General features: G+C 58.3%; 18 protein-coding genes and 1 tRNA gene. 16 read left to right on the forward strand and 3 right to left on the reverse strand.

Going from position 1 to position 18067, the window contains the following annotated elements:
* Window positions 1-68 precede the first annotated feature (68 nt).
* Complete coding sequence (locus HY2_RS04850) at window positions 69-1124, forward strand: COX15/CtaA family protein (protein ID WP_233346911.1); 1056 nt, start codon at window positions 69-71, stop codon at window positions 1122-1124.
* Here the strand turns inward: HY2_RS04850 and HY2_RS04855 are convergent.
* Complete coding sequence (locus HY2_RS04855) at window positions 1097-2068, reverse strand: hypothetical protein (protein WP_034825269.1); 972 nt, start codon at window positions 2066-2068, stop codon at window positions 1097-1099. The two genes, HY2_RS04850 and HY2_RS04855, sit on opposite strands and share 28 nt — an antisense overlap.
* Window positions 2069-2106: 38 nt before the next feature.
* Between HY2_RS04855 and rplM the strand changes: the two genes are divergently transcribed.
* From rplM to argC, 3 genes are all read left to right on the forward strand, one after another.
* On the forward strand, window positions 2107-2571 hold the full coding sequence (gene rplM / locus HY2_RS04860; protein WP_034825271.1) for a 50S ribosomal protein L13: 465 nt from the start codon (window positions 2107-2109) through the stop codon (window positions 2569-2571).
* Between the two features lie 5 nt (window positions 2572-2576).
* Entirely contained in the window at window positions 2577-3062 is a 486-nt protein-coding gene (gene rpsI, locus HY2_RS04865; protein ID WP_034825273.1) for a 30S ribosomal protein S9, read from the forward strand.
* An 84-nt stretch (window positions 3063-3146) separates the two neighbouring features.
* Window positions 3147-4094 carry an N-acetyl-gamma-glutamyl-phosphate reductase gene (gene argC / locus HY2_RS04870; protein ID WP_034825275.1) on the forward strand — a complete coding sequence of 316 codons (948 nt, stop codon included), beginning with the start codon at window positions 3147-3149 and terminating at the stop codon, window positions 4092-4094.
* A gap of 4 nt (window positions 4095-4098) precedes the next feature.
* Here argC and HY2_RS04875 read toward each other — a convergent pair whose 3' ends face one another.
* Window positions 4099-5934: a PHA/PHB synthase family protein gene (locus tag HY2_RS04875; protein ID WP_034825277.1), complete on the reverse strand. Its 1836-nt coding sequence runs from the start codon at window positions 5932-5934 to the stop codon at window positions 4099-4101.
* A 72-nt stretch (window positions 5935-6006) separates the two neighbouring features.
* Between HY2_RS04875 and HY2_RS04880 the strand changes: the two genes are divergently transcribed.
* The 12 genes from HY2_RS04880 (at window position 6007) to HY2_RS17290 (ending at window position 16336) form a co-directional block, all read left to right on the forward strand.
* Window positions 6007-6444, forward strand: a complete 438-nt coding sequence (locus tag HY2_RS04880) for a hypothetical protein (RefSeq protein WP_034825279.1) — start codon at window positions 6007-6009, stop codon at window positions 6442-6444.
* Entirely contained in the window at window positions 6441-7649 is a 1209-nt protein-coding gene (locus HY2_RS04885; RefSeq protein WP_034825281.1) for an LL-diaminopimelate aminotransferase, read from the forward strand. Before HY2_RS04880 ends, HY2_RS04885 begins: the two co-directional genes overlap by 4 nt.
* Before the next feature lie 75 nt (window positions 7650-7724).
* Complete coding sequence (locus HY2_RS04890) at window positions 7725-9008, forward strand: homoserine dehydrogenase (protein WP_034825321.1); 1284 nt, start codon at window positions 7725-7727, stop codon at window positions 9006-9008.
* A gap of 56 nt (window positions 9009-9064) precedes the next feature.
* Window positions 9065-10018: a class II fructose-bisphosphatase gene (gene glpX / locus HY2_RS04895; RefSeq protein WP_034825282.1), complete on the forward strand. Its 954-nt coding sequence runs from the start codon at window positions 9065-9067 to the stop codon at window positions 10016-10018.
* 65 nt (window positions 10019-10083) lie between these two features.
* Window positions 10084-11877, forward strand: a complete 1794-nt coding sequence (recJ, locus tag HY2_RS04900; RefSeq protein WP_034825283.1) for a single-stranded-DNA-specific exonuclease RecJ — start codon at window positions 10084-10086, stop codon at window positions 11875-11877.
* A gap of 79 nt (window positions 11878-11956) precedes the next feature.
* Window positions 11957-12031 (forward strand) — tRNA-Glu (locus tag HY2_RS04905).
* Between the two features lie 122 nt (window positions 12032-12153).
* A complete protein-coding gene (locus tag HY2_RS04910) occupies window positions 12154-12678 on the forward strand; it encodes a cold shock domain-containing protein (RefSeq protein WP_034825323.1) in 525 nt (174 codons plus the stop codon).
* Between the two features lie 53 nt (window positions 12679-12731).
* Window positions 12732-13187, forward strand: a complete 456-nt coding sequence (locus tag HY2_RS04915; protein ID WP_034825284.1) for a DUF192 domain-containing protein — start codon at window positions 12732-12734, stop codon at window positions 13185-13187.
* Window positions 13159-13611, forward strand: coding sequence for a PaaI family thioesterase (locus HY2_RS04920; RefSeq protein WP_112063363.1), 453 nt, complete (start codon window positions 13159-13161; stop codon window positions 13609-13611). The genes HY2_RS04915 and HY2_RS04920 overlap by 29 nt, the downstream gene beginning before the upstream one ends.
* Window positions 13612-13716: 105 nt before the next feature.
* Window positions 13717-15135, forward strand: coding sequence for a cytochrome ubiquinol oxidase subunit I (locus tag HY2_RS04925; RefSeq protein WP_034825285.1), 1419 nt, complete (start codon window positions 13717-13719; stop codon window positions 15133-15135).
* A 9-nt stretch (window positions 15136-15144) separates the two neighbouring features.
* The gene (gene cydB, locus HY2_RS04930; protein WP_034825286.1) at window positions 15145-16200 is read left to right on the forward strand and encodes a cytochrome d ubiquinol oxidase subunit II; all 1056 of its coding nucleotides are present in this window, start codon (window positions 15145-15147) and stop codon (window positions 16198-16200) included.
* The gene (locus HY2_RS17290) at window positions 16190-16336 is read left to right on the forward strand and encodes a hypothetical protein (protein ID WP_155836543.1); all 147 of its coding nucleotides are present in this window, start codon (window positions 16190-16192) and stop codon (window positions 16334-16336) included. The genes cydB and HY2_RS17290 overlap by 11 nt, the downstream gene beginning before the upstream one ends.
* Here HY2_RS17290 and HY2_RS04935 read toward each other — a convergent pair.
* Window positions 16326-17930 (reverse strand): acyl-CoA synthetase, encoded by a 1605-nt coding sequence (locus HY2_RS04935; RefSeq protein ID WP_034825287.1) that lies wholly within the window; start codon window positions 17928-17930, stop codon window positions 16326-16328. The genes HY2_RS17290 and HY2_RS04935 overlap by 11 nt on opposite strands.
* Window positions 17931-18067: the final 137 nt, after the last annotated feature.

Consider the following 18067-nt stretch of genomic DNA (forward strand, 5'->3'; position numbering starts at 1 on the left):
CTGCCTTTCGCTGCACATGCGACGTCTCCGCCTCTTGCGTCCGCAACAGCTTGGATCATGTATCGCGCATGAGTGAAACGTCAAAAATCACCCCGTCCGCCGTCTGGGTTCGCCGCTGGCTCGTTCTGATGGGTCTGATGGTCTACGCGATGATTCTGATCGGCGGGGCTACACGCCTCACCGATTCGGGGCTCTCCATTACAGAGTGGAACCCTGTGAGTGGTGCACTACCGCCCTTGTCCGAGCATGCATGGGAGGTGGAGTTTGCAAAGTATCGTGAGACTTCTGAATATCAATTGGTCAACAAGGGCATGTCCCTGGCCGAGTTCCAGCAGATTTTCTGGTGGGAATGGGGGCACCGTTTCTTCGGGCGGATGATCGGCCTTGTCGCCGTATTAGGCCTTGTGGGTTTTGCTGTGCGCAAATGGCTGACACCCCGCCTGACATTGCAGATAGTTATGCTGATTGCGCTCGGTGGCCTGCAGGGTGCGATTGGTTGGTGGATGGTGGCAAGCGGCATTGGCGAAACCACACGGGTTGATGTGGCACCCTACCGCCTGATGACTCACTTCACCCTGGCCTTGCTGATTATCGTTTACATCGCTTGGCTCTGGCTGGGACTCGGAGAGAAGTTAAGACCGCGTGTGTCACCTGCAACCAAATTTTTGACTATGATTCTTTTGGCGGCAATTTTCCTGCAGATGGCGGCAGGTGCGCTTGTGGCAGGCCTGGATGCTGGCCGATCCTATAATGACTGGCCCTTGATGGCGGGAGAGTTTGTACCGTCTCATTACATTGAGCAGGATTTGGGTATCCGCAGCCTGTTTGAAGGCCGCGCTGCCACTCAGTTCAACCACCGTATCCTTGCTTATCTGATCTGGGGGGGCAGCCTTGTTGCCGCGTGGCTCTATCGGAAATCCGCGCTGAAGAACGCCTTTTTCATTCTGGCAGGTCTTGTCAGCCTTCAGGCGCTCTGGGGGATCGTGACGCTTGTACATGCCGCCCCGATGAATCTCGCACTGATCCATCAGGGCATTGGCGTGATTGTCACCCTCGCGGCGGTGCGGCTTGTCTGGCTGTCGCGAGGGCCGTCAGATTATCGGGAGCCTGCCAGCGTCAGGTGACTCGGGTCGATGAAAACGGCCTGGTATTTTCCGGGCTCGGTTTCACCCGCCAGAACAATGACGCCGCCGGGATAGCCGCCTGCCATCATGATGCCCTTGGCGGCCAGCGCATCTGGCTGATCCGGGGCCACGACGGTGATGCCGTCGCGGATATCAATATCTGTGCTCGTCATGCCAAGATCGGTCGATACACGCAGGCCGCTGCCTTCCTCAATGGAGAGCAGCGCATCAAAATCCCCGCGATTCAGGGAGGCGGCGTTTGTGGCGCGAGGTGAGGCGACCAGTGTGTCGCTGGTATAAGCGCAGGATTTGATTGGGAAATCAGTGAAAGTTGATTCGCCGCTATCCCAGGTGAACTCCCCATTTTCCTCTTTGATGATTCCCGTTTGCAGCACGCGATCATTGGTCGTGGTCCAATAGGCGAGTCGCATCAGGCCATTTGTTCTCATCTCCCCGGTGCAGACACCGGCAATGGAGTGGATATCGGGTACAGGCATGTCGACCTGGGCCGGGGCCAGCAGGCCTTCGCCATAGATATAGGCCTTAAGCTCACCTTCGCGGGTGATTCCCGGGAAGATCGTGACGCTGCTGCCATTGATCGTGACATTGTGCCCACCGCCCAGGGATTTCAGGCGGAAATTCGCTGGTTCGCCAACGATTTCGCCTTCCATGTTAATCAATTGCAGGCCACCGCGCTCATAAGCGACTGCGAGAAGTCCGCCCAAGCCGCCAGACAGGGCTATGGAGGCGACTTTGCCTTCCAATGGGCGTGTGGACCATACTGCAGGCAATTCTACGCCTGCAGTGATTTCAGGGGTTTTTGGCGCTTCCTCCGGTGCTTCGGCTTTCTTCGAGCAGCCAACTGCGGTAAAAAGCAGGGCAAGGCCAAGCCCTGCGTTGACAACCGGGGAAGTGGCGACTAAACGCCAGCGCTTGAATTGCATTCCATGAACTCCGAAAGCGAGAGGCTCTAAGTAGAGCGATGAAAACCTATAACGCACCAGCCGACGTAGAGCATAACTGGGTCGTGATCGACGCAACCGATGTTGTCGTCGGACGCCTTGCTTCATATGTTGCCAAGCGCCTGCGCGGCAAGCACCGCGCTGACTTTACCCCACACATTGATACGGGCGATCACGTCGTCATTATCAATGCTGACAAGGTGAAGTTCACGGGCCGTAAAATGACCGATAAAGTGTACTATCGTCACACCGGTTATCCTGGCGGCATCAAGTCCACGACTCCCGAAAAGATCCTCGGCGGCCGTTTCCCTGAGCGTGCGATCGAGCTCGCCGTGAAGCGCATGATGCCGAAAGAAAGCCCGCTGGCCCGCAAGCAGTTCGGTAAACTGCATGTCTATGGCGGCGCTGAGCACCCACATGAGGCCCAGAAGCCTGACACTGTCGACTTCAAGGCCATGAACCGCAAGAACGTTAAGGTCGCCTGATTATCATGACTGACACAGCAAACTCCCTCCAGGACCTCGGCGCCATGTCTGGCGCACCTGAAGCTGAAGCTCCGGCTGCGCCGGTTGAGCCGAAAATCGACGCGCAAGGCCGCGCCTACGGCACCGGTCGCCGTAAGGAAGCTGTTGCCCGCGTCTGGATCAAGCCAGGCTCCGGCAAGATCACGATCAATGGCCGCGATCAGGAGCAATACTTTGCACGCCCTGTACTGCGCATGGTAATTGCCCAGCCGCTGGTTGAAGCAGGCCGTGAAGGCGAGTTTGATATTGTCGCGACCGTAAAAGGCTCTGGCCTGTCCGGTCAGGCTGGCGCTGTACGTCACGGTCTGTCCCGTGCGCTCGTCAATTACGAGCCGGGCCTGCGTTCTGTGCTCAAGCCGTTCGGCTTCATGACCCGCGACCCGCGTGTTGTTGAGCGTAAGAAGTATGGTAAGGCGAAAGCCCGCCGTAGCTTCCAGTTCTCGAAGCGTTAGGCCGCAGACAGATTACGATTTTTCTGGCGGGCGCTTCGGTGACGAGGCGCCCGTTTTGTTTTGCGCAGCAGTGGGAATACGCGCATGCTCCCCAAAGTATTCATTGATGGCGAAGCTGGCACGACCGGACTTCAGATTGCAGAGCGTCTGCGGACTCGCACCGATCTTGAGTTGATCTCGATCGACCCGGCCAAGCGCAAGGATAATGACGAGCGCGCGCGGCTGATGAACATGTCAGACGCGGTGATTCTCTGTCTGCCGGATGAGGCCGCGCGTCTAGGCGTCTCACTTGTGACCAGCCTGAACACCGTCATCATCGATGCCTCCACGGCCCACCGGGTCAACAATAGCTGGACCTATGGCTTCCCGGAGATGGACAAGAACCAACGCGCGGCCATCCGGGCCTCGCGGCGGATTTCCAATCCGGGATGCTATCCTACTGGCGTTATTGCGCTGTTGCGTCCGTTGATCTCAAAATGGCTTTTGCCGACTTCCTGGCCCATCGTGGTGTCTGCAGTCTCCGGTTATTCTGGTGGCGGCAAAGCCATGATTGCTGAATTCGAGAACACGGAATCCGAAGCATCTACGGATGAGAATTTCCGTATCTATGGCCTGACCCAGAAGCACAAGCACCCACCTGAAATGGGCAAATATTCCCGTCTCGAACATTTGCCGATGTTCATGCCGTCAGTTGGTCGGTTTGCCCAAGGTATGATCATCGAGATTGGCCTACCGCTGTGGGCGATTCCCGGTAAGCCGAAGCGCGCGCAGCTTCAGGCTGCGCTTGCGGCGGCCTATGAGGGGGAGCGTTTCGTGAAGGTTGCCACCCTCGCCGAGTGTGATGCGATGAAGGGACTTGAGCCGGAAGCGTGCAATGGCACAAACCGGCTGGAACTGTTCGTGTTTGGATCGGATGAAGAGGCACGTCTCGTCGCGCGCCTCGACAATCTGGGCAAGGGCGCTTCAGGGGCGGCCGTTCAGAATCTGAACATTGCGCTCGGCTTTGATGAGGATGCTGGGCTGATCGCCTAGAGGCCTAGACCAGCGGCAGTTTGATGTCTTCCAGCCGAATCTTCACATAGGTCCCCGGGGCCGCGCCGAGGCCCATGTCCTTGGGCTGTTTTGCATTGACCTTCCGGCCAGATTTCGGCCGCAGCCATTCCCACCATGTCGGCCACCAGGAGCCTTTGTGCTCCTCGGCATCTTCCATCCACTCTGCGCCGGTTTCTGGTAACTCGCCATCATTGGTCCAGTGGCAGTATTTCTGCGCGTCTGGATGGTTCACGACGCCGGCAATATGGCCGGATGCTGCCAGAATGAAATCTGTCTTGCCGCCAAATACTTTGGCCGTGCGGTAGACGCTTTCCATCGGGCAGATGTGATCATCCCGGCTTGCCTGCACCATGACCGGTATCTTCACATTCTTCAGATCGACCTTCTCGCCAAGCACTGTGAACTTGCCGCGTGCCAGCTTGTTTTTTGCGTAGCAGTCCTTGAGGTATTTTTTATGCACCTTGCCGGGGATATTGGTCTGGTCCGAGTTCCAGTAGAGCAGGTCGAACGGGCGAGGTTCCTTGCCCAACATGTATTGATCAATGACATAGCGCCAGACCAGATCATTCGGACGCAGCCAGTTGAATGTCTCATACATCATTGTGCCAGGCATGACGCCGCCATGCTCATCAATGATGGAGGCAAGATAGGCCCGGCCGCTGTCGTCGGTGAACACTTTCAAGTCGCCTGCCAGCGCGAAGTCTGATTGCGACGCGAAGAAGGTGGTCGACTTGATGCGGTCATCGCCCTGCGCCGCCATGTGTCCAAGTGCGGAAGAGAGCAGGGTGCCGCCGATACAATAGCCGACTGTGTTCAGGGACTTCTGTCCAGTGGCCTGCAGCGTGGCTTCGACCGCAGCATAGATACCATTCTTGACGTAGTCATCCCAAGTGTAGTCCTTCGTCACTTTGTCCGCAGAGCGCCAGGAGACAACGAAAACGGACAGCCCGCGATCCAGCAGCCAGCGGATCATGGAATTTTCCTCGCGCAGGTCGAGGATGTAGAATTTATTGATCCAGGGCGGGAAGATCAGCAACGGTCGGGCATAGGTCTGCTCTCCCGGCGGCGTGTAGTGGATCAGCTCGATCAAATCATTGCGGAAAACAACTTGCCCCGGCGCCGTGGCGACGTTCTCGCCAAGCTGGAACTGGCTCTCATCGGTCTGGGTAATGTAGAGCTTGCCGCCGCCTTTTTTTACGTCGGCACGGGCAAGGCGGATGCCCTCCAGCACGCTGGCGCCGCCACTCTGGATGAACTCTCGCATGGCCTGCGGATTGCTGCCCAGAAAGTTCGTGGGGGAGAGGCTGTCGGCCAGCTGCTGGCTAAAGAATTTGGTACGGAAATGGAGATTGTCCGGCATCTCGTCCTGAACATGATCTGCCAGGCCCATCAGCCATTTGGCATTCACTTCATAGGCCTTGCGCATGAACCGGAAACCGAGATTGTTTTGCCATTCCGGATCAGAGAAGCGCCTGTCGCGATCCTTGGCATGTTCGCCAGAGATGCCCTCGATGGCCATCTCCTGCCACAGCTGCATCCAGCCCTGCATCAGCTCCATATTAGCGTTTACAATGGCACTTGGTTTTTGGCTGAAAGCCAAGCCCAAAGCCCGGAAGGCCTCCCCGACCCCCATCGGGTCTCCGCTGGTGACGGTGCCCAAAGGACCATTTCCTGTCAGCACATCTAGAAAAAGTGCTTGGGACTCTGTATTGGCCAGAGCCAGTGTGGTGAGCAGGGACTGCATCTCCAACGGATTCTGGTGTGTCAGAAGTTCCGCCAGCGTTGGCTGGGTGCCTTTGTTGTCCTTGCGGTCCGCCATTCGTCCCAATGTCGCCTTGTTTAGTTGCCTCTAAGTATCGTACCGAATGATTGTGATTTAATGAGTTTAACCATGAAAAACACGGCGATTCCCCTTATTGGTGTGTCATGTTTGCTTTTAGCGGGCTGCGCAGGCTCATTCGGCAAGGTGCAGACAGCCATAAATCGGGCGCCTGATTGGTACGATCAGCGGCGTGTGGAAATTCGTGGTGAGGGGTACCCCCAGATCATTGATGTGCCTGAGATCGAGCAGGGCTCAGAACCCGGCCAGACCCTTGAGGCCTCTAGGGCACGCAGCGACGTGCTGCGAGCGGAATTTGAAACGAGCGCGCGAGCGGTACCGCCCGCGAACGTTGCTGCCGAGATTGCCTCCCTTCGGGAAACAGTTCAGCGCGGGTTTGCGGGCTTCCAGGCTGAAGCTGACTTCCTGACGGAAGAAGAGATTGAAGCCATCCGATCCGCTTTTGATGTTCCACGAGTTACGAAGGGCCTGAAGGCCGCAAGCAGATGAATACAGATTTTCACAAGATACGCCGACTTCCGCCTTATGTCTTTGAGCAGGTAAACCGCCAAAAGGCGGCTCTGCGAGCGCAGGGTGCAGACATTATCGACCTTGGCATGGGTAATCCCGACCTGCCGACACCGAGCCATATCGTCGACAAGCTGTGCGAGACAGCGCGCCGTCCGGATGTGAATGGCTATTCCGCGTCCCGCGGGATCAAGGGCCTGCGCCGCGCGGTGACAGACTACTACAAGCGCCGCTTTGATGTGACGCTGGACAAGGACCGTGAGGTTATTGTCACGCTGGGCTCCAAGGAAGGCTTCGCCAATCTGGCGCAGGCGATTTCCGCGCCGGGCGATGTGATCCTGTCGCCTGACCCATCCTATCCGCTGCACTCCTTTGGCTTCATCATTGCCGGGGCGTCCATCCGCGGTGTCCCGGCCCACACGCCGGAGCAATACTTGTCCAATCTGGGCAAGGCTGTGCGCTATTGTGTGCCACCACCGACAGCCATGGTGCTGTGCTTTCCGTCGAACCCGACGGCGGAAGTCTGCGATCTCGATTTCTACAAGGAAGCCGTGAAGTTTGCGCGCAAGCACGATCTGATCGTGCTGTCAGACCTCGCCTATAACGAGATCTATTTTGAAGAGCCGACACCCTCCATCCTTCAGGTAGACGGCGCGAAGGACATCGCGGTGGAGTTCACCACCATGTCCAAGACTTATTCGATGGCAGGCTGGCGGATCGGCTTCGTGGCTGGGAATGAAAAGCTGGTTGGCGCACTGGCTCGTGTGAAATCCTATCTGGACTATGGTGCCTATACGCCGATCCAAGTCGCCGCCACGGCAGCGCTTGATGGCCCGCAGACCTGCGTTGAGGAAACGCGTCAGATCTATCGCACTCGCCGGGATGTCCTGGTCGAGAGTTTCACCCGCGCAGGTTGGGCTGTGCCGAGCCCTAAAGCGTCCATGTTCGCATGGGCCCCGATCCCGGAGCCGCTGCGCGAGATGGGTAGCCTGGAATTCTCTCTACAGCTGATCAACGAGGCCCATGTTGCGGTTGCACCAGGGGCTGGCTTTGGTGAGCAGGGGGACGGGCATGTCCGGATTGCGCTGGTTGAGAATGAGCAGCGTATCCGCCAGGCTGCGCGCAATATCCGCAAGTTCCTTCAGGCCCGTGGTGTGCAGGCGATTTCCCCTGCTGCGGCGGAGTAACGCCCACCCTCGACGCCCGCCACCAAACCCGCTATGCGCTGCCTTGAGCTGAACACTAAGCAGAAGGGGCACCAAGTGGCGCCATTACGGATAGGTATCGCAGGGCTCGGCCATGTCGGCTGTGGTCTCATTGAACTGGTTGAACGGCAGGATCGCCTGCGGATTCCGGGTCAAATTGAGATTGCAGGCGTCAGCGCGCGCAGCCAGTCGCGAAACCGTCCGGTCGACATCAGCAAGTATCGCTGGTTTGACGATGCTGCCACTCTGGCGGAAGACCCGGATGTGGATGTTTTTGTTGAACTCATGGGCGGGTCTGACGGTCCGGCCAAGTTCGCGGTGGAAGAGGCGCTGAAGGCTGGCAAGCCGGTCATCACGGCCAACAAGGCCCTGATTGCCAAGCATGGTATGGCGCTCGCCAAGCTGGCTGAGGAGAAGCAGGTTGACCTGCTCTTCGAGGCGGCTGTGGCGGGCGGCATCCCGGTTGTGCGCGTGCTGCGCGACAGCTTGGCTGGCGTCGAGATCAAGCGCGTGTCGGGCATCCTGAACGGTACGTGCAACTTCCTCACAACGACAATGCTGGAAACCGGCCGGTCGTATGATGATGTTCTGGCTGAAGCCCAGAAGCTTGGCTACGCCGAAGCGGACCCGACGCTGGATGTCTCCGGCATGGACGCCGCCCACAAGGCAGCGATCCTGTCCGCCATCGCTTTTTCCGCTGATCTGGACTTTTCGAAGGTGAAGGTCTCCGGAGTTGATACGGTTGAACTGCAGGATCTACGCCTGGCTGATCGCCTGGGCCTGCGGATCAAGTTGATTGCCGAAGGCGTGCTGACGGATGACGGCGTTGTGTGCCGGGTTGAACCAATGGCGTTGCCGGTTTCACATCCTCTGGCGCGCATTGATGGTTCCTTGAATACGGTTCGCATTGAGGGCGATCCCGTTGGCGCAGTGACGCTGACAGGCCCCGGGGCTGGCGCTGGTCCGACGGCGAGTGCTGTTATGGGAGATGTTGCAAAGATGTTCCGCCCGGCCATCCGCCCGGCCTTTGGCCGTGCAGAGCACCATATGGCACGTCCCTTTACCGAAGCGCGTGGGGATGAGGTTTCTGCCTTCTTCCTGAGCATGAGGCTGGCAGACAAGCCGGGTGCGTTGGCAGCCCTGTCGGAATCTCTGGCCGCTGAGGGTGTCTCTGTCGACAAGATCCTCCAAGATTCCGCAGATGAGAGCGGAGCGAGCCCGGTCGCCATTGTTACGCACAGATGTGCGCGGTCAAACATGCAGGCAGCCTTGGCCCGACTGCAAAAATTTGCAATTCCTGTCGACCCGCCGCGTCTTATTCGCATAGAAGCGGCAAGCTAATTGCTTTAGCCACACGCATAGCCAACTGATTTTTGCGTTCGGAGACAATAATATCCATGAAAAATAATGTTCTGACGCCCAGCCTCGCGGACTCGATGGTTCGCGTGACCGAAATTGCTGCCATTGCGGCAGCCAGCCTGGTGGGACGGGGCGATGAGAAGAAAGCTGATGCGGCAGCGGTCGATGCCATGCGCAGCGCTTTTAACGAAGTTGAGTTCCAGGGCCGCGTGGTCATCGGCGAGGGCGAGCGTGACGAAGCGCCCATGCTGTATATCGGCGAGGAAGTTGGCACCGGCAAAGGCCCTGAGATCGACATAGCGCTGGACCCACTGGAAGGCACCACGCTGACCGCCAAGGCGATGGCAAATGCTCTCGCTGTCCTGGCAATCGCCCCGCGCGGTGGCCTGCTGCATGCACCTGACACCTATATGGACAAGATCGCGGTTGGTCCTGGCTATCCGGAAGGCATCATCAGCCTGGATGCAACGCCGGCTGAAAACATTACAGCACTGGCCAAGCACAAGGGTGTGGATGTCAGCGAGATGACCGCATGTGTGCTGGATCGTCCGCGCCATGAAAGCATCATTGAGAGCCTGCGCTCTGTTGGTGCGCGTATCGCGCTGATCACCGATGGGGATGTGGCGGGCGTAATCGCCACCACCAACCCGCATACCGGTATTGATCTTTATGTTGGTCAGGGCGGCGCGCCTGAAGGCGTTCTGGCTGCTGCCGCGCTTAAATGCGTTGGGGGCCAGATGTTTGGCCGCCTCGTCTTCCGCAATGAAGACGAGAAGAAACGCGCCGAGCGCGTTGGCATAACGGATTTCGGCCGCACCTATGCGCTGAACGAACTGGCCTCTGGCGAGACCGTGTTCTGCGCCACAGGGGTTACCGATGGTTCCATGCTGACGGGTGTGAAGTCCAAAGGCGGCCGCGTGCATACTCACACACTGGTTATGACCTCTTCAGACGGCATGGTGCGCTATGTGCGCTCTGACCGGCGCGCCTGATCCATCTGATTCCAGTTACAGGCCATATGCGTTAGAGTCTTCGGGAAGCGATTCCCGGAGACCGCATGGCTGATCCTGCCTTAAAGCAAGACAATACACTATTTGACGTCCAAAGGTCCGCCACGGGCCGCTTCTGGACCCTGGCAGATGTCGATGAGGCACTTGTGCGGCGTCTGGCCCCCAGCGTTGGCGGCTCTGACCTGCTCGCGCGTCTGCTTGCCGGTAGGGACGTGAGTCCCGAACAGGCAGCAGGGTATCTCTCGCCCACATTGCGCGACACCTTTCCCGACCCCTCAAGTTTCGCAGACATGGACAAGGCTGCGGAGATTGTCATGGACGCGATCCTGGCAAAGAAGCGCGTCACTGTTTTTGCGGACTATGATGTCGATGGCGGCACCAGTTCTGCCACGCTGGCGCGCTATTTCCGCGCCTGGGGACAGGATCTCGGACTTTATGTGCCGGACAGGCTGGAAGAGGGCTACGGCCCCTCACCAGAGGCATTCCGCCATCTGAAGGACAATGGCGCGGAACTCGTCATCACTGTGGACTGTGGCGCAGCCGCGACGGCAGCGCTGGAAGAAGCGGAACGCATCGGTCTGCCGGTCGTCGTCATCGACCACCATTTGATGGCAGGCCATCACCCGCCTGCGGCAGCGCTCGTCAATCCGAACCGCCCGGACGACACGTCCGGCTGTGGGCATCTCGCTGCGGCGGGGGTCGTGTTCGTCTTTGTGGCGGCCCTGAACCGTCTGGCCAGAGAGCGCGGCATTGCGCCGCCAGAGGGCCTGCCGGATATTATGGCGTTCCTGGACCTCGCTGCCCTTGGCACGCTGTGTGACATGTCTCCGCTGCGCGGCGTGAACCGGGCTTTCGTGAAGCAGGGCCTCACCATCCTGTCGCGTGGACAGAATGAAGGCCTGCGCGCCCTGGCCGAGGTGTCCGGCATCAGTAAGGTGGACAGTGTCTATCACGCGACCTTCATGCTGGGGCCGCGCCTCAATGCCGGTGGCCGTGTTGGCGATCCGTGGATTGCTGCAAAACTTCTGGCTACGGATGACAGGGCTGAGGCTATCGCTCTCGCCGAGCGGCTGCATGCCCTCAATGATGAGCGTAAGGCCGTTGAGGCCGCCATTCTGGACCAGGCCACCGCGCAGGCCGAGCAGGCGCTGGCGCGCAAGCCTGATCGCGGGATCATTATTGCGGGCGGCGAGGGTTGGCACCCCGGCGTGATTGGCATTGTTGCCGGGCGTCTGAAGGAGCGCTTCCATCTGCCCAGTATTGTGATCGGCTGGGGGCAGGGGCTAGGACCGGTCGCCAAGGGATCTGGACGATCCGTAACCGGAGTAAATATAGGTGATGCGATTTCCGCTGCAGCGCGCGAGGGCATCATTCTCTCGGGCGGCGGACACGCCATGGCAGGCGGCCTCAGCCTGGAGCCGGAGCAGATACCGGCCTTTGACGAATGGATGGTCAGCCACATGGCGCAATTCACGGCGGAACGCGCCGCTGCGCTGGAGCTGGCCGTGGACGCCATTCTGGCACCAGGCGCTGCGTCACCGGCGCTGGTCGGTCAGATTGCTGGAATCGGTCCCTTTGGCGTTGGCTCGCCTGAGCCTGTCTTTGCCATGCAGTCCGTGTATGTCACGGGCGTGCGCCAGGTCGGTGCCAACCATTTGAAATTCGTCGCAGAGGATTCCAGTGGACGTCTCGATTGCATCGCCTGGCGCAGCGCGGACCAGCCTCTGGGAGAGGTTATCCGTCCAAATTCAAGGCTCCACATTGTTGGTCGCCTCAAAGCGGATGAGTGGAATGGTCGGCGTCGGGTGCAGATGGATGTCAGCGACGCAGCTGCCGACTGAATAAAGTGCAGAAAGATGTACGAATAGCGCTTTACGAGCCGGAACTGAGCCGCTATATCGCCGGTCTTCGAGCCGGTGCGGTCCCTTCGTCTATCGGTTAGGACGCCAGGTTTTCAACCTGGAAAGAGGGGTTCGATTCCCCTAGGGACTGCCACTTTCTTCCCACATTGCCGCACTATGGCTGGGCATGGCCATGGAAATTTCATGATCGATGTGAAGATCGCGTGACAAGCGTGTTAACACATTCTAGGTTTCGTGATTGGGGAATATGGGTTGATGACAAGAATTGCCGCCAAACCAAAATCTGAACAGTCACCGGCAGATGATGCCGTGCGTGTGATTGGCCGCGTCAAATGGTTCGACGCCGTGAAAGGCTATGGCTTCATAGTCGCTGAGTCGACGTCTGATGCAAATTTGTCGGGCGATGTGATGCTTCACGTTTCATGCCTGCGCAATTATGGCGAATCCTATGCCGATGAAGGCGCCCGTATCGTGTGCGATGCGGTGGAGGGTGAGCGCGGCTGGCAGACGGCCAACATCATTGAGATGGAGCGTCCCCGCGCTGTGGTGGCCAAGGAAAAAGGCATCGTCCACGAATATGTGGATGTCACCCTGAAATGGTTCAATCGTACACGTGGCTACGGCTTTGTGCAGAGGGACGGGGTGGATGTAGACATCTTCGTTCACGCCGTTGTGCTGCGTAAAGCAGGCTATGAAGAGATTGAACCTGGCACACGTCTTGAGGCGACGATTGAGAATGGCGCCAAGGGCGAGCATGTGAGCTACATTAAGCCTCGGTGAGGTACAGCCAAGATCGCTTGCCGCAGGGCAGGTGCCCGGCTAAACCATGCAGTATGATACGCTTTCTTACCTCTGCGATTGCATCGCTGTTTCTGCTTCTGCCTGCGGCGTATGCCCAGCTCGAAACAGGTCCGCTGAAAATTGTGTCGGGTGATACCGTACACGAGTTCACCGTTGAACTGGCGAATGATCCTGAAGAGGTTCAGATGGGCCTGATGAACCGCGAAGAGATGGCACCCGATGCTGGCATGATCTTCGATTTTGGCGCTCCGCGCGAAGCCAATATGTGGATGAAGAACACGCTGATCCCGCTGGACATGCTGTTCCTGGACACTGATGGCAGCATTCTGGCGATTGCGCGCAATGCCGTGCCAGGCTCTCTGCGCCGCATCAATCCGGGGGTGCCGGTCAAAGGCGTGCTTGAGCTGAATGGCGGCCGCGCTGCAGAGTTGGGTATTGAGCCGGGCGACATTGTCCAGCATGAGATCTTCGGAAATCTGGGTGAGTGACGCCAGCGCGCCACTGACACCTCCGCCGCCGGGATTTGCACCAACGCCGTCCCGCGGAAAGTTCACTCTGCACAATGGCCCGACCTTCCGGGCTAGTGACCCCGGAGATTTGCGTACAGGTCTCTGGGTGCTGGATCGTCACTGTAACGGCATGGGTTTTCTGCATGGAGGCATGATCTGCGCTTTTGCGGATAGCGCCCTTGCCTGGGCAGTCTGGAGCGAAACGGGCAAGATGTCCGTCACGATAAAGCTAAACATGGAATTCATGGACATTGTGAAAGAGGGCTGCTGGCTTGAGGCTCATCCTCATGTTACGCTTATCGACGGCGATCTTGTTCATGTCAGTGCGCGCCTGATGAAAGATGATGGGAGCATAGCCGCGCGGGCTGATGCGATATTCCGGACCCTGCGTCGCAAGGCGTAACAGAGACCTGTAGCTGCGTCAGACCATCGCGCGGCAGGACGTCCGGTGTAACGCTTTCTTTAAGTATATTATTAAGATTGCATATAACCATCCGGAGCCAGCCTCATGGAATTTGATGCACTTCTATTATCGCGGCTACAATTTGCGTTCGTCGTCGCGTTTCACATTCTTTTCCCCGCTTTCACAATTGGTCTCGCTGCCTTCCTGGCAGTCTGCGAGGGCCTGTGGCTGAAGACGGGCAAGGAAGTTTTCAAGCGCCTCTACCTGCATTGGGTGAAGATCTTTGCGCTGGCCTTTGCGATGGGCGTCGTTTCCGGCGTCGTGATGAGCTACCAGTTCGGTACGAACTGGAGTGTGTTCTCCGAGATCACCGGCAGTGTCATGGGCCCCATGCTGGCCTATGAGGTGCTGACAGCCTTCTTTCTGGAAGCGACATTCCTGGGGGTCATGCTGTTCGGTTGGCAGAAGGTGGGGCGCAAATTGCACTTTGTGGCAACATGCGCCGTGGCCATCGGCACGACCATCTCTGCCTTCTGGATTCTGGCCGCGAATAGCTGGATGCAAACACCCGCGGGCTTCGCGATTGATCCCGAGACAGGCAATTTCTACGCAACCAGCTTTGTGGAAGCGATCTTTAACCCCAGCCTTCCGAGCCGCATGGCACACATGCTGTTGGCGGCCTATACAACAACTGCTGCGGTCGTAATGGCTGCCGGTGCCTATCAGGTTTTGAAGGGCCGCATCACAGAGCCGACCAAATGGCAGTTGCGGATGGCAGGCGGCACGCTGGCCGTTCTGATGCCGCTACAAATTCTTGCTGGCCACTGGTCCGGTGAGGTCGCGCATGAGCATCAGCCTGCAAAAATCGCCGTTGTCGAAGGCTGGTGTGAAACCAGCGAAGTTCAGGGCACAATGGTGCTCGCTTGGCCGGATGATTCCGAATGCGGCCATACAGGCATCACTATTCCGAATACCAGCCCACTCCTTTTCCCGAGTGTGCCTGAGGGTGAAGAGCTGAAGGGCATGGACAGCTTTGCGCGGGAAGATCGCCCGCCAATGTGGCTGATCTTTTATTCCTTCCGGATCATGGTTGGCGCCGGGCTTGGCATGCTGGCCATTGGCCTGTGGGCCTGCTTCCTGTGGTGGCGCGGCAAGTTGGACAAGCGGGGCCTGTTCCATATGGCAGCCGTCCCGGCCGGGGCCTTTGGTTTCCTGGCGGTCGTAACTGGCTGGATCACGGCAGAGGTCGGGCGCCAGCCCTATACAGTGTACGGACACTTGCGCACGGTAGACAGTCTGTCTCCAGTTACGGCCGGGCAGGTGGCAACATCTCTGATCGTGTTCATGGTTGTCTATGCCATCATCTTTACGGCGGGCGTTGTCTACATGGCGCGCATCGCGACCCGTGGCTTTGATGACAAGCCCACAGACCCGGCGACACGCGAGCGCCGTGCCCCGGGGTCGCCGCTTGGCTCTGTCGATGACAAGGCCGAAGAAGGCGACGACATCGTGGCTGCGGAATAGGAGGTTACCATGGATATTGATCTACCCCTCATCTGGGCTCTCATCCTCGCTATTGGTGTCATGATGTATGTGCTGCTCGACGGTTTTGATCTCGGCGTCGGCATATTCACGGCCATCGCCAAGGATGAAGAAGAACGCAACATGATGACCGCCACGGTTGAGCCGGTCTGGGATGGCAACGAGACTTGGCTGATCATTGGTGGCGGCGGGCTGTTCGCCGCCTTCCCGACAGCCTACGCCATCATCATGCCTGCCTTTTACCTGCCGGTGCTGATCATGCTGGCTGCATTGATTTTTCGCGGCGTGGCGTTTGAGTTCCGTCACAAGGCGGTGCGCAAACCAACACGCCTGTTCTGGAATGGTGCTTTCTATGGCGGTTCGTTCACAGCAGCTCTGGCCCAAGGCATCATGCTGGGTGGAATGGTGCAAGGTGTCCGGGTTGAAGGCGGTGCCTTTGCAGGCGGTACATTTGACTGGCTTACCCCGTTCACGCTGCTGACCGGTATTTCCGTTGTGATCGGCTACATGTTACTGGGAGCGTGCTGGCTCGTTCTGAAGACAGAGAACGAGTTGCACATGAAGGCCCGCAAATGGGCGCGAATGGCACTGATCGGCGTGGCCATCTGTTTCCTGGCGGTCAGCTTCGCAACCCTGTCGCTTGACCCGTCCATTGGGGATCGCTGGGGCTTCAGCATGAGCCATATTGATCCTGCGCGCTTCCTGCCGCTGGCGCCTGTGCCGCTTGCCGGTATGGCTCTGTGTCTCTGGCTGTGGCGGGATCTTTCCATGAAGCCGGGTGCGCTTGGTTCTGCGCCGGACTGGCGGCCTTATCTGCTGGCCGTGGGTATCTTCCTCAGTGGCTATATCGGCCTGGGCGTCAGCCTGTTTCCCTTCATCGTGCCATACGAGGTGTCTGTGTGGGAGGCTGCTGCGGCGGACAATGCCTTGATGCTGATGCTGGTCGGCGCCGTCATCATGCTTCCGATTATCCTAACGTACACGGCCTATGTGTACAGCCTGTTCTGGGGCAAGGTGAAGCCGGGAGACGGGTATCATGCGTCTTGAACCGGTTCAGCCCGGAGATGACAAAGAGGAGCCGCTGGGCAAGCGGCTCCTCTGGTTCTTCGGTATAGCTTTCGTGTCGATGCTGGTCGTGGCGGCGGTGGCCTACACGCTGCGTGGTCTCCTGTTTATTGGCTGATGCCCAGTTGTTGCAGGGCATAGGCCTTGATGGATTTATAATCGGCCTTGCCATTGGGCGCGCGGCCGAGGTCTGCCTTGAACAGGATGGATTTCGGTGCCTTGTAGCGTGCGATGCGGCTTTGTACGAAGCTGCGTAATTCGTCTTCGCTGACATCACTGTCAGTTGAGACAACGGCCGTTACTGCGCTGCCCCATTTATCGTCCGGCACCCCAACAACCAATGCGTCTTTCACGGCGGCGTGTTCTTTTAGGGCCTCTTCCACTTCTTCGGGATAGACTTTTTCCCCCGCTGTATTGATGCAGTTGGAGCCGCGCCCCAGCAGAGTGATTGTGCCGTCTTCTTCGACCGTGCACCAATCACCTGGGATAGCATAGCGCATGCCGTTGATAGTCTTGAAGGTCTTGGCAGATTTCTCCTCATCCTTGTAATAGCCGAGCGGCACGGCACCGCCCCGCGCGATGAAACCGGGTTCTCCGCTGCCGGGTGCGACTTCCCGGTCATCCTCTGTGAAGACTTTGCATTTCGGCCCGATCTCGAACTTTGAGGTCTTTGTGCCGCCTTCCAGCGTGGTAGTGGACGAGCCAAAGCCTACGGCTTCTGACGCGCCGAAGCTATCCATCATGGCGGCCTGGGGCATGTGACGCAGCAGACCCTGCTTCACTTCCGCGCTCCACATTACGCCGGATGATACAATGCTCTGTACAGAGCTGACATCCCAACGGCCGGGGTTTTCATCCAGGGCTTTCAACATGGGTTTGCCGAAGGCGTCCCCGACAATGGCCATGCTGGTTACGCCATGCCTGGAGACTGTATCCCACAGGTTTTCAGGATCAAATCCGGTATTCTGTTCCAGCGTGATGATCGCGCCGCCCCCCAGAATCGCGCCCATTGCCGTGAACAATCCCGTGCCGTGCATCAGCGGGCAGGCCGGCACTTGGCGCGCCGTTTTTCCCATCAATTGCACCGCCGGCAGGAATTCCTCCATGGTGGAAGGATAGGGCAGGCCGGCCTGCTCAGCGCCTTCTTTTGCGGCCTGCCGCCAGATGCGCTGTGACCACATCACGCCTTTGGGCATGCCGGTTGTCCCACCCGTATAAAGAAAGAGGAGATCATCCGGGGACCGCTCAATGCCGAGCGGAGAGGGATCGCCCTCGGTCGCAAGCTTGTCATAGCCATGCGCCCAGTCTGGAATGTCGCCACTACCAATCTGTACCCAGATTTTGACGTCCGGCAGGCGTCCCCGAACCAGCTCCACCTGATCCATGAACTGAACATCATAAAACACGACTGTCGCGTCGGAATTGTCGAAGATGTAGAACAGCTCATCTGCCAGGTAGCGGTAGTTGACGTTCACATGCGTCAGCCGTGCCTTGAAGCAGGCGACCAGCGCTTCGGTATATTCCGTTTGGTTTCGTAGATAGAAGCCGGCTTTGTCGCCTGTTTCTGCCCCCAGCTCGCGCAAGTTCCGCGCCAGCCTGTTGGAGCGGGCTGTCAATTCTGGCCAGTATATCTGGCGGTCGCCATGCGCGAGAGCCAGATCATCCGGGCCGAGCAACTGCCCGATCGCGTCCAGCATGTCGCCAAAGTTCATCTCTGAGGATGTCGTCACGTTGCTTCTCTCCCAATATGTTTTGAGCGAGTCTATGAGGTTGCCCTTGCGGTAGAAAAGGCGAAATCGCGATAATCCGGAGATGTTGCTTGAGGCTTTCTTGCCTGTGGCCACAAAAA

This window comes from Hyphomonas pacifica, assembly GCF_000682675.1.
In the GTDB taxonomy this organism is placed as follows: Bacteria; Pseudomonadota; Alphaproteobacteria; order Caulobacterales; family Hyphomonadaceae; genus Hyphomonas; species Hyphomonas pacifica.

What these genes read in the sequence shown, in the direction of transcription:
- HY2_RS04850 (WP_233346911.1), top strand. Translation starts at nt 69, where the DNA reads ATGAGTGAAACGTCAAAAATCACCCCGTCCGCCGTCTGGGTTCGCCGC.
- HY2_RS04855 (WP_034825269.1), bottom strand. Translation starts at nt 2,068, where the DNA reads ATGCAATTCAAGCGCTGGCGTTTAGTCGCCACTTCCCCGGTTGTCAAC.
- rplM (WP_034825271.1), top strand. Translation starts at nt 2,107, where the DNA reads ATGAAAACCTATAACGCACCAGCCGACGTAGAGCATAACTGGGTCGTG.
- rpsI (WP_034825273.1), top strand. Translation starts at nt 2,577, where the DNA reads ATGACTGACACAGCAAACTCCCTCCAGGACCTCGGCGCCATGTCTGGC.
- argC (WP_034825275.1), top strand. Translation starts at nt 3,147, where the DNA reads ATGCTCCCCAAAGTATTCATTGATGGCGAAGCTGGCACGACCGGACTT.
- HY2_RS04875 (WP_034825277.1), bottom strand. Translation starts at nt 5,934, where the DNA reads ATGGCGGACCGCAAGGACAACAAAGGCACCCAGCCAACGCTGGCGGAA.
- HY2_RS04880 (WP_034825279.1), top strand. Translation starts at nt 6,007, where the DNA reads ATGAAAAACACGGCGATTCCCCTTATTGGTGTGTCATGTTTGCTTTTA.
- HY2_RS04885 (WP_034825281.1), top strand. Translation starts at nt 6,441, where the DNA reads ATGAATACAGATTTTCACAAGATACGCCGACTTCCGCCTTATGTCTTT.
- glpX (WP_034825282.1), top strand. Translation starts at nt 9,065, where the DNA reads ATGAAAAATAATGTTCTGACGCCCAGCCTCGCGGACTCGATGGTTCGC.
- recJ (WP_034825283.1), top strand. Translation starts at nt 10,084, where the DNA reads ATGGCTGATCCTGCCTTAAAGCAAGACAATACACTATTTGACGTCCAA.
- HY2_RS04910 (WP_034825323.1), top strand. Translation starts at nt 12,154, where the DNA reads ATGACAAGAATTGCCGCCAAACCAAAATCTGAACAGTCACCGGCAGAT.
- HY2_RS04915 (WP_034825284.1), top strand. Translation starts at nt 12,732, where the DNA reads ATGATACGCTTTCTTACCTCTGCGATTGCATCGCTGTTTCTGCTTCTG.
- HY2_RS04920 (WP_112063363.1), top strand. Translation starts at nt 13,159, where the DNA reads ATGAGATCTTCGGAAATCTGGGTGAGTGACGCCAGCGCGCCACTGACA.
- HY2_RS04925 (WP_034825285.1), top strand. Translation starts at nt 13,717, where the DNA reads ATGGAATTTGATGCACTTCTATTATCGCGGCTACAATTTGCGTTCGTC.
- cydB (WP_034825286.1), top strand. Translation starts at nt 15,145, where the DNA reads ATGGATATTGATCTACCCCTCATCTGGGCTCTCATCCTCGCTATTGGT.
- HY2_RS17290 (WP_155836543.1), top strand. Translation starts at nt 16,190, where the DNA reads ATGCGTCTTGAACCGGTTCAGCCCGGAGATGACAAAGAGGAGCCGCTG.
- HY2_RS04935 (WP_034825287.1), bottom strand. Translation starts at nt 17,930, where the DNA reads ATGAACTTTGGCGACATGCTGGACGCGATCGGGCAGTTGCTCGGCCCG.